This window comes from Kitasatospora sp. NPDC004723 (genome assembly GCF_040609255.1).
GTDB lineage: Bacteria > Actinomycetota > Actinomycetes > Streptomycetales > Streptomycetaceae > Kitasatospora.
Map to the genome: position 1 here is coordinate 1 of NZ_JBEXJT010000085.1, position 8,736 is coordinate 8,736.

An 8,736-nucleotide genomic window follows, 5' to 3' on the forward strand; every position below is an offset into this window, starting at 1 on the left:
ACTATTTGTCTTTGGACGGATTCCACCCACACACACACCTGGCGGTTATCTTCGCGGACGCCACGCCCGCGAAGATCACCGCCAACGCATCACGGCACGCAGTTGATCAATTACCCAACACTTTCTCAGGCGGGCCTCCGCCGCACGTACCGCCACGCACCATCACGCAACACCGACACCACCACGCACCACAGGAACCACAGGCACCCATCACGCACTTCCGCAGGAGAGGACACCCCGCACGATGGAAACCGAACTCAAGGACCGCGTGGTCCTGGTCACCGGCGCCTCGACCGGCATCGGCGCCGCGACCGCCCGGGCGTACGCGCAGGAGGGCGCCCGGGTCGCCATCAGCTACCGCAACAACCCGGAGAAGGCCGAGAAGGTCGTCTCCGAGATCGAGGGCGCGGGAGGCCAGGCGTTCGCGGTCCGGCTCGACCTCGAGGCCCTGGAGACCGTCGAGGAGGCCGTCGCGGCCGTGGTGGCGCACTGGGGCAGGATCGACGTCCTCGTCGCCAACGCCGTGCGCTGGGGCGGCGACGGCCCGCCGGACCCGAGCGTCCGCTTCGAGCACGTCCCGCTGGAGGAGTGGCAGGCCATGGTCAGCGCCAACCTGATCGGCGCCGCCGCCCAGGTGCGGGCCGTCCTGCCGGGCATGCGCTCGCGCGGCTGGGGCCGGATCGTGCTGATCTCCTCCAGCGTCGCCGAGGAGGGCGTGCCCGGCCCCGGCCCCTACGGCACGTCCAAGTCCGGCCTCTACGGGCTGGCCCGCAGCCTCGCCTGGGAGGCGGGCCGGGACGGCATCCTGGTCAACGTGGTGGCCCCCGGCTTCACGCTGACCGACAGCCGCCCGGTCCCCAAGGCCATCGCCGACCGGATCGCCGCCGGCACGCCGACCCGTCGCCTCTCCGTCTCGGACGACGTCGCCAAGCTGGTGGTGTTCCTCGGCTCGGGCGCCAATGGCAATCTCACGGGCGAGGTGGTCCGTGACGGCTCCTCGGCCGCCCGCGCCCCGCACGTCGGCCCCTGATCCCTCGCCGTAGGGCCCGGCCGCACTGACGGACCGGGGTTCCGTCCCGCTGCAGCGGGACGGAACCCCGGTCTTTTTGCGTTTCCCGCTGCCGCCCCGGCTGTCCATTCCCCAACTCCCCAGCGGGTGACGGAGTTTGTGACGGTACTGCTCTGACGCCCCGGTACCGCCCCTCGCGAAGGATGGTCCACGAAGGGCGCGGCCGAGGAGCCGCCCCTCAGGGAGCGGAAGGGCAGCAGGACATGCAACCCCGAATCGCCGTCATCTACTTCAGTTCGAGCGGGGTGATCTCCCAGGTCGCCGAACACCTGGCGGAAGGCGCCGCGGCCGGGAACGCGGAGGTCCGCGTCCGGGCCCTGACCGCGCAGGAGGCGCCCGCCGGCGCGGGTCCCCGCACGCCGGACGACCGCCTTCCCGCGCCCACCCTCGACGACCTCGCCTGGGCCGACGGCTGCTGATCGGGACCCCGACCTGGTTCGGCAACGCCGCGGCCCCGCTGAAGGCCTTCCTCGACACCACGAGCCCGCTCGCCCTGCACGGTCGGCTGGCCGACAAGCCCGTCACCGGCTTCACCAGCGCCTCGCTGCCCAACGGAGGCCAGGAGGCCGCGCTGCTCGCGCTGTACCACACGATGTTCCACTGGGGCTCGCTGATCGTCCCCACCGGATACACCCACCCCGTGCTGCGCCGGATCGGCGGCAACCCGTACGGCCTGTCGCTGACGGCGCCGGACTCCGGGCGCCTGACGGCCGACCAGATCGAGGCGGCGCGCTTCGTGGGCGGCCGGATCGCCCGGATGGCGGCGCGGTACGTCGCCGCCGGCCTGCCGTCCGCCCGTGAGCTGTGGGCCCCCGGCGCCCGCACGGACCCCGCGGCGGCCCTCGCCGCCGCGGACTCCCGGCACGCGTGAACCCCGCGACCCCCCATCACCACCGAGGCGAGAGGCTCCGATGAACGCGAAAACACGAGTGGCAGTGATCGGCGCGGGCTGGGCCGGCGGACTCCACATGGAAGGGTTCCGGCGCGCGGGCGCGGACCTGGTGGGCGTCTTCAGCCGGACCCGGAGCCGGGCCGAACGCCTCGCCGCCCGTGGTGGTGTCGGTGACGGCGGTGATGATGAGTTCGTTGACGAGCATGGCGTGGGGTGCGCCGGTGAGGCCGGCGCCGCGGGCGTGGCCGCCCATGTCGCGGTCGTCGCCGAGGGCTTCGGCGGCGGCCAGGCCGAGCGGGGTGAGGCCGACGATCTTCTTCTGGCCGCCCGCATTCAGCAGCTGGAGAAGCGGCTGTCGCAGGCGCTGGGTGCTCGGGCATGGCAGGAGTCAGGGCTCGGAGCCCCAGCGGACATCGACGAGCTCCAGCGGAAGCTCACGAGGCTGGAGCAGCACAACGTCGAACTGACCTCCGCGTTGGAGGACGCCCGATCCGATCTCGATGCCGCGAGGGAGGCCAACCGGGACCTGACCAGAGCTCTGACCAACGAGGCTGAGTCAGCCACCGACCCGGTTCGTCGGCACGTGAGGCGATCCGGGTCTATCGGGCGATCGGCGCTTCCTGAGCGGATGTGACAACGGCTGCCAAGTCTGCGCCCGCTCGAAGCAGTGCCACGGTCCGCATGGCGATCTGGTCAAGACGTTGTTGCAGGATGTGTTGGGTTTCTCCCAGGCCGTCGAGCTGGCGCAGGGAGACCATGATGTCGCGCACTGCGGGAATGCCGTAACCGATGCCGCGGAGGGCCGCGACGATTCGGGCCGCTCTGATCGCTGAAAGCCCGTAGCGACGTGCTCGCAGTGACGTCACTCGCTCGGGGATGACGAGCCCTTCCTGCTCCCAGAACCGCAGGGTTGAGGGACGCACATCAAGCGCTGCGGCCAGCTGCGTGATCGTCATCGCATCGCTCTCCTGCTCGAACTCGGGTGTGTTCGTCTCACTCTGGATCGCACTCAACGCCTGTTGAGCACGCAGAGTCTCGTCCCGTTCCCGCGCGAGCCGAACGTGCACGGCGCTGATCGCCGAGGCTGCCGCCGCGATCGTCTGCGTCCGCAGCCCCGCGAGCATCTGCCGGGCTGCGACAGGCCCGATAGTGCTGGCGAGCCCGCGATAGGCGCGAAGAGCATGCACGTGAGCTGATGTGTATGAACGGTAACCGTTGCTCGATCGAGCGGCTGAGGGAATGACTCCCAGCCGCTCCAGGTCACGCACCTGTTGCAGCGAGTACCCCGACTCTCTGGCGACATCGACGGTTCTCAGCGGTACTCGTCGCGAACCGCTCGTGGTCTCGTCCACCAGCCAACCCCACATAGGCACTTGAAGGTAATGCTTGAACCATGAGTATGGAACAGATCATCACGACCGTGCGAAACCTCGACGGCGCGCACGTGCTTGTCCCGGAACCGGGAGGCGACTTCCCCGAACTCGCATGGGGGGACGCGTTCTTCTACTACGCCCCCGACGGCCAGACACCCAAGAACGTTCAGCCCTACGGAACGATCGTCACCAAGAACTACCCCGACGACGCCGCTTCCGACCTCGACCCTCCGGGCCGCTGGCGCGTGAACGTCCACGTCGACCGTGCGACCTTCCAGGAACTCACTGGAGAGGAGCCCCGCAGCATCAGCCGCCCTCGCGACTACGCAGCCGCCGACAGTGTGATGCCGCACCCGGTATACGGGGCGCTCGGCTGGATCTGCGTCGTCAATCCCGGTGAGCGCACGACGGACACGGTTGTGCAGCTACTACGCAGCGCTCACGAGGCTGCTCGTGCGCGGTTCGCGCGGCGGCAGGAACCAGGACCTGCCTGATGCAGTTCTGGCGCCACAGGTGTTGCACACGATAGTGTCGCTCACACCGGCGCTGAGCTGCACAAAGTGGTCTCTAGTCGCCTCGCGCCACACGGTTACCCCCAGAGAAGGCGGCTCAGCCGCCCGGAACCGACGAGAAACGCCACGGCGCCCGGTCCTCCCCGCAGGGGCGGGGGTCAGCCTGGTCGATGTCGGGGGCAGCCGGATCCAGCCCGGCGGGCCAGTTCTAACCGCGATCTCGACGGGGTCTCCGCAGGTAGCGGCGGATACCGGACTCTCGTTCCGTCCTCTGCGGCTCCTCGGCGACGGGTGCCGGGCGCCCGGCGGCGGCTGGCCGGGCTTGGCCGGCGATGTCGGAGAAGTCCGCGATGTCGATGTGGGCGGCCTGGATGACGTCTCCCGCGAAGTGCCCGTTCGCCGTGTTGCGCAGGGACTGGTGCCTGTCCGTCTTCAGCGCTTCGTCGTCTCGATCTCCGGGCAGGTCAGACGGCTCCTGGGGAGCGTGACCGATGCTGATGGTGCTGGCCTGCACGAGCCTGCCCTCGACCGTTCCGTTGAACTCGTTGTGAACAGGGCGCTGATCACTCATGCGCTGGAATATACGGTCTGTCCCTGAGTGATCACCAGGGTCCTTGTGACACCTGTCCTTCGCCAGCACCAGCGTCCAGGAGTTGATGCCGCGGATGACCACCGTGCTCGCCGTGGCCTGTCCCGTCGTCCGCGCTTCTGCGATCCGAGGCCGCTGTCTTCCCCGCGCAGGCGGGGGTCAGCCGTCCGAACCGGAGACGTAGGTCGAGGGTGAGGCGTCCTCCCCGCGCAGGCGCGGGGGCAGCGGCACGTTCGGCGGCTGGTCGACGAGCAGACCGGCTCTTCTCCACGCAGGGTTGGGAGTCAGTCCCTTGGGCTGGTTGTCGCAGATGCGTGGCAGGGTGTTGCCAGATCGGTTGGTGATGAGGTGGAGAGCGACGGCGTGTCGGAGGCTGGCGAGGTCTGGCGGCTGCTGCAGGAGGATGGGTTGGTCGGAGAGATCGTGATCGAGGAGGCCGACTTCCCCTGGCTGTCCGGTCGCTTCGAAGCGACGCCGGCATTCGCTGCCTGGAGGCCGCTGTTCGATCGGGAGCTCGCGCTACTCGAAGCGGAGGACTGGGACCAGTGGGAGCCGGTCATCGATCAGATCTGCGGCAACCTGCTTCTAGCCGCGCCAACAGGGCCCGTCGCCGAGTTCCTCCTTCACATCGACGGCGACCAGGCCTGGTTCCGCTGGACCAACGAACCGTTCGAGTAGACGAGCAGCTCAGCGAAGAACGTCCTACCCGTGCCCGTAGGGGGGCAGCCGACCTTGAGACCGGCCACCAGGAGGAGCAGGTGCTCCCCGCGCAGGCGGCGGTCAGCCGCGGGTGCCGAACGCGTCCTCCACCCCGCCGGCGTCCTCACCGCACGCGCGGGGGTCAGCCAGCAGCTCTGGAGACCGCGATCCAGACCAGCTGACCCCCGCCTGCGCGAGGAGGACACCCCTGACAGGGGGCCGGTGGCCCTACGGGCCGGCTGACCCCCGCCTGCGCGGGGAGGACGCAGGACGGGCACCCGTCTGCCACGATCCGGGGCATGCGACTCCATGCCCCCTTCACCATCCGGCACGCCGAACACGGCCTCGAAGCCGCTCTGGACCTACTCGACGGTCTCCGTGACCTGCTTACCCGCCAGCAACACCGCCCAGCTCGCGAGCCCTACCTGTCCATCATCAGCCACGCGGTGGAGAAGCTGCTCCCCTTCGCCGCCCCCGACTTCACCGCCACGCTGCACACCGCGACGTTCTGGAACCTCCTCCAAGCCACCGGTACCCCCCGGCAACCGATCCTCCACCGCATCGTCCTGCACGAACTGAACATCCAGATCCCCACCCTGATCCGGGCCCGCGAGGAACTCGAAGCGCTCAAGGCCTACGCAACCCGGCCCGGCCTGCCCGTGGTCTACGACACCAACATGCTCAACCACTACAACCGGCCCGACACCATCGACTGGCGCACGGTCGTACGGCGGGCCATCGGCCAACGCGTCACCGCGGTGCGCCTGATCGTCCCCCAAGAGGTCATCGGCGAACTCGACCGGCAGAAGTACGGCGAAGGCGACCTCGCCAGGCGTGCCACCAGCGCGATCAGGTACCTCGACACCGCGCTGCTCACCGCCCCGCCCGGCCAACCCGCCCAGATCCGTGAGAACGTCACCCTCGAAACCCGCCTCGCCCCGCCCGGACCGGCCCACAACACCGACACCGACTGGCAGATCCTCATGTGCGCCGACGAACTCCACCACCTGAACCCCACCGCAGGCGTCCACGTGCTCACCAACGACCGGAACATGCGCCTGCGCGCCGGCCAGCTCCAGCTGCCAACCCTCACGCTCGGCAACGAGTTCCGTAAGGACCAGAAGGCCTGCACCGGCGCCTGCCCCCGTAGCCCCAGCCCGTGCCCCAGCCTGTGACACCCTGAAGCACATGCCCAGCACTCTCGACCCCCGAGCGCAGCCCGGCCGAATTGGCCGGCGGCAGCGCGGGAGGCACCAACGGGCGCCGAACGGGGGCGTACTCCTTGAGCGGGGCGGACACGATCAGGCCCTTTCACATCGATGGGTCAGGTCGGAACAAGGGGTGGTCAGACGAGAACGCGGCACCAAGGCCGCCATCGACGCCGGCGCCGATGGCGGGCGCGGCGCTGCAGGGCGCCCACGGGCAGCACGGTGGTGGCCCACACCCGCGCACCGCCCAGGCGCCGCTCAACCCCGGTGTCGGTGGTGTGGACGGCCAGGATCTGCGGGAGCCGGACGGCCTCACGCGGCCGCGCATCCGGAAAGACGCCGGTGCCGCTGCGCACCTCCACCGTCAGCTCCCGGCCGACGAGGATCAGGCACACCGTGACGGCCGGACTGCTCTCCTCGATGGTCAACCGCAGGGCGGCGGCGAACGTGTTGCTGACGACCACGGCGACGGCCGTCGCCGGTTCGTCCTCCAGCCGCACGCCCCAGGCCTGCAAGGCCTTGGCGACTCGGCCGCGCAGCCGCCGGACACTCGCGGGATACGCGAACTCCATCAGGTTCACCACACGCGCCCGCTGCGGCATCGCGACACCTCCTGCCTGTCTGTCTTTACGGAACGTGCTCGTCGATGAACCGCGCCAGCTTCTCCACGGTCGCGGCGGGCACCAGCCCGAACCGGACCATCGGCTCCCCGGCCGGCCCCACCGGCTCCGGGTACGCGTCGATGGTCGGAACCACGCAGTCGATCCGGCCCAGCGCCACGGCCAGCGCCACGGCCGCCCGCTGCGCCTGCTCCACCGACCCTCCGGCGCTCACGCCGACACCACCGGCGACACGGCGGGCGCCCGGCCCACCAGGTGCAGCGGACCGTACGAGCCACCGTCCACGAACAGCAGGAAGACCCTGTTGTCGGCCGCCCACCCCGCCAACCGGACGTAGGCCTCCGCGTCCGGAACCACGTCCGCCAGCCGGTGCACGACCACCCCCTGGACCATGCCGATCTCGGCCTGCTGCAACACCCGCCCCCACTGCACCCTGGCGTCGAGCCGCTGACGGCCCACCGGCGCGCAGTCCCAGAACTCCTCGCGCGACGAGACCGCCCAGCGCCGGAGCTGCGCCTGCTCCGCGCACTGCCCGAGCGCGGTCAGCGGGCGCGAGATCCCTTCCGACGTGGCGTAGAGGGCTACGGCGGGCGGCGCAGAGGCGAGGGGGGACTTGTCGGGCATGTACAGTTCGGCATCAGCGGTCATCGCGATACTCCCAGGGGGCGAGCGCCAGCAACGGGGACGGTCAACTCCTCGTTGAGCGGCCAGAATGCGGCTTGTGCGAGAAGGAAATCAGCAGATGCTGACTGGGCGTAAGGTGGTGACCACGGTCGGCGGTTTAACCGGTTTGACGGAGCGTCGGGAGGCGCCGTGGGGCGGGTGCGGCAACCCAACGAGAAGCTCGGACAGTTGATCCGCGAAGCGGGCATCCCCAACGAAACCCTCGCCCGCGCCCTGAGCGCACTGGCCACCCGCGACAACGACCGTGCGCGACCGAACAAGTCCTCGGTCACGCAGTGGGTCCAGTACGGCGTGACTCCGTCGGGAAGGCTGCCGGACTACCTCGCGGAGGTCCTGTCGAAGAAGCTGGGACGCGACGTCAGCCTGGCGACGATGGGGTTGGGGCAGGAGTCAGCAGATCTGCGGGACTGGGACTTGGATACGCTGAAAGCCTTAGCGGCTCTCGGACGAATCGACGTGGACGTGGAACGCAGGCAAGCCCTACGCACGCTCGCCTACTCGATCGGCGCACTGGGCATCCCGGCCGACTCGTGGTGGGACAACATGGCGCGCACCGGCGCCACCCGAAGCCTGACACGCCAAATCGCCGGCCAGGCCGACGTCGAAGCTGTGCGCGAGATGACCGGCCTCTTCTCCAGACCCGACCAGCGGCGCGGCGGCGGCCACGGGCGCACGGCCATCGCCCAGTACCTCGTCACCGACGTCAGCGCCTTCCTCCGCGGATCGTTCGCCAACGAGCGCGTCCGCCACGCCATGTTCTCCGCCGCAGCCGACCTCGCCTACCTGGCCGGCTGGACCGCCTTCGACAACAGTGAGCACACCACCGCCCAGCACTACTACACGGTCGCGGTGGAACTGGCCTCAGAGGCGGACGACCCCGCGATGGCCGCCCACGTCCTGCGGGCCATGGCCCACCAGGCACTCGACCTCGGACACCCGCAGCAGGGCCTCGACGTGGCGGCCGCGTCCATGGCCGGGCCACGCTACGCCCTAGCTGTACTGACCACGGAGGTTGGTGACAGGGCTCACGGCCGGGTGATCTTGAAATGAGTGAGGGCCTTCTGGCTCGGTGTGGATTGCGACATCTGCA

Annotated in this window: 13 protein-coding genes and 1 pseudogene; 9 read left to right on the plus strand and 5 right to left on the minus strand. The window is 69.7% G+C overall.

Annotated elements, in window-relative coordinates:
• The first annotated feature begins 244 nt into the window (after positions 1-244).
• From ABZW10_RS38285 to ABZW10_RS38305, 5 genes and pseudogenes are all read left to right on the plus strand, one after another.
• Positions 245-1,030, plus strand: a complete 786-nt coding sequence (locus ABZW10_RS38285; RefSeq protein WP_355376221.1) for an SDR family NAD(P)-dependent oxidoreductase — start codon at positions 245-247, stop codon at positions 1,028-1,030.
• Between the two features lie 242 nt (positions 1,031-1,272).
• Positions 1,273-1,488, plus strand: a complete 216-nt coding sequence (locus ABZW10_RS38290; RefSeq protein ID WP_355376223.1) for a hypothetical protein — start codon at positions 1,273-1,275, stop codon at positions 1,486-1,488.
• A 38-nt stretch (positions 1,489-1,526) separates the two neighbouring features.
• Positions 1,527-1,640: pseudogene (locus tag ABZW10_RS38295) on the plus strand (NAD(P)H dehydrogenase); the annotation flags it as partial.
• Positions 1,641-1,661: 21 nt separating this feature from the next.
• Entirely contained in the window at positions 1,662-1,940 is a 279-nt protein-coding gene (locus ABZW10_RS38300) for a hypothetical protein (protein WP_355376226.1), read from the plus strand.
• Positions 1,941-1,980: 40 nt separating this feature from the next.
• Positions 1,981-2,595 (plus strand): hypothetical protein, encoded by a 615-nt coding sequence (locus ABZW10_RS38305; protein ID WP_355376229.1) that lies wholly within the window; start codon positions 1,981-1,983, stop codon positions 2,593-2,595.
• On the opposite strand, the gene ABZW10_RS38310 is transcribed toward ABZW10_RS38305, so the two are convergent.
• A complete protein-coding gene (locus ABZW10_RS38310) occupies positions 2,561-3,313 on the minus strand; it encodes a MerR family transcriptional regulator (protein ID WP_355376232.1) in 753 nt (250 codons plus the stop codon). The genes ABZW10_RS38305 and ABZW10_RS38310 overlap by 35 nt on opposite strands.
• Before the next feature lie 47 nt (positions 3,314-3,360).
• On the opposite strand from ABZW10_RS38310, the gene ABZW10_RS38315 reads away from it, so the two are divergent.
• A complete protein-coding gene (locus ABZW10_RS38315; protein WP_355376251.1) occupies positions 3,361-3,828 on the plus strand; it encodes a DUF6194 family protein in 468 nt (155 codons plus the stop codon).
• 226 nt (positions 3,829-4,054) lie between these two features.
• Here ABZW10_RS38315 and ABZW10_RS38320 read toward each other — a convergent pair whose 3' ends face one another.
• Positions 4,055-4,417 carry a hypothetical protein gene (locus ABZW10_RS38320; RefSeq protein ID WP_355376235.1) on the minus strand — a complete coding sequence of 121 codons (363 nt, stop codon included), beginning with the start codon at positions 4,415-4,417 and terminating at the stop codon, positions 4,055-4,057.
• Positions 4,418-4,798: 381 nt separating this feature from the next.
• Between ABZW10_RS38320 and ABZW10_RS38325 the strand changes: the two genes are divergently transcribed.
• Together ABZW10_RS38325 and ABZW10_RS38330 are read left to right on the plus strand one after the other, a co-directional pair.
• A complete protein-coding gene (locus tag ABZW10_RS38325) occupies positions 4,799-5,113 on the plus strand; it encodes a hypothetical protein (RefSeq protein ID WP_355376254.1) in 315 nt (104 codons plus the stop codon).
• A 320-nt stretch (positions 5,114-5,433) separates the two neighbouring features.
• Positions 5,434-6,309: a PIN domain-containing protein gene (locus ABZW10_RS38330; RefSeq protein WP_355376237.1), complete on the plus strand. Its 876-nt coding sequence runs from the start codon at positions 5,434-5,436 to the stop codon at positions 6,307-6,309.
• A 170-nt stretch (positions 6,310-6,479) separates the two neighbouring features.
• Here ABZW10_RS38330 and ABZW10_RS38335 read toward each other — a convergent pair whose 3' ends face one another.
• From ABZW10_RS38335 to ABZW10_RS38345, 3 genes are read right to left on the minus strand one after another with little or no spacing between them, the layout of a single operon-like run.
• A complete protein-coding gene (locus ABZW10_RS38335) occupies positions 6,480-6,944 on the minus strand; it encodes a hypothetical protein (RefSeq protein WP_355376240.1) in 465 nt (154 codons plus the stop codon).
• Between the two features lie 25 nt (positions 6,945-6,969).
• Positions 6,970-7,176, minus strand: a complete 207-nt coding sequence (locus tag ABZW10_RS38340; RefSeq protein ID WP_355376242.1) for a hypothetical protein — start codon at positions 7,174-7,176, stop codon at positions 6,970-6,972.
• Positions 7,173-7,610, minus strand: a complete 438-nt coding sequence (locus tag ABZW10_RS38345; RefSeq protein ID WP_355376245.1) for a hypothetical protein — start codon at positions 7,608-7,610, stop codon at positions 7,173-7,175. Before ABZW10_RS38345 ends, ABZW10_RS38340 begins: the two co-directional genes overlap by 4 nt.
• Before the next feature lie 204 nt (positions 7,611-7,814).
• Here ABZW10_RS38345 and ABZW10_RS38350 point away from each other — a divergent pair, with 204 nt between their 5' ends.
• Complete coding sequence (locus ABZW10_RS38350) at positions 7,815-8,696, plus strand: hypothetical protein (protein ID WP_355376248.1); 882 nt, start codon at positions 7,815-7,817, stop codon at positions 8,694-8,696.
• Positions 8,697-8,736: the final 40 nt, after the last annotated feature.

What these genes read in the sequence shown, in the direction of transcription:
- ABZW10_RS38320 (WP_355376235.1), bottom strand. Translation starts at nt 4,417, where the DNA reads ATGAGTGATCAGCGCCCTGTTCACAACGAGTTCAACGGAACGGTCGAG.
- ABZW10_RS38315 (WP_355376251.1), top strand. Translation starts at nt 3,361, where the DNA reads ATGGAACAGATCATCACGACCGTGCGAAACCTCGACGGCGCGCACGTG.
- ABZW10_RS38345 (WP_355376245.1), bottom strand. Translation starts at nt 7,610, where the DNA reads ATGACCGCTGATGCCGAACTGTACATGCCCGACAAGTCCCCCCTCGCC.
- ABZW10_RS38305 (WP_355376229.1), top strand. Translation starts at nt 1,981, where the DNA reads ATGAACGCGAAAACACGAGTGGCAGTGATCGGCGCGGGCTGGGCCGGC.
- ABZW10_RS38335 (WP_355376240.1), bottom strand. Translation starts at nt 6,944, where the DNA reads ATGCCGCAGCGGGCGCGTGTGGTGAACCTGATGGAGTTCGCGTATCCC.
- ABZW10_RS38330 (WP_355376237.1), top strand. Translation starts at nt 5,434, where the DNA reads ATGCGACTCCATGCCCCCTTCACCATCCGGCACGCCGAACACGGCCTC.
- ABZW10_RS38285 (WP_355376221.1), top strand. Translation starts at nt 245, where the DNA reads ATGGAAACCGAACTCAAGGACCGCGTGGTCCTGGTCACCGGCGCCTCG.
- ABZW10_RS38300 (WP_355376226.1), top strand. Translation starts at nt 1,662, where the DNA reads ATGTTCCACTGGGGCTCGCTGATCGTCCCCACCGGATACACCCACCCC.
- ABZW10_RS38290 (WP_355376223.1), top strand. Translation starts at nt 1,273, where the DNA reads ATGCAACCCCGAATCGCCGTCATCTACTTCAGTTCGAGCGGGGTGATC.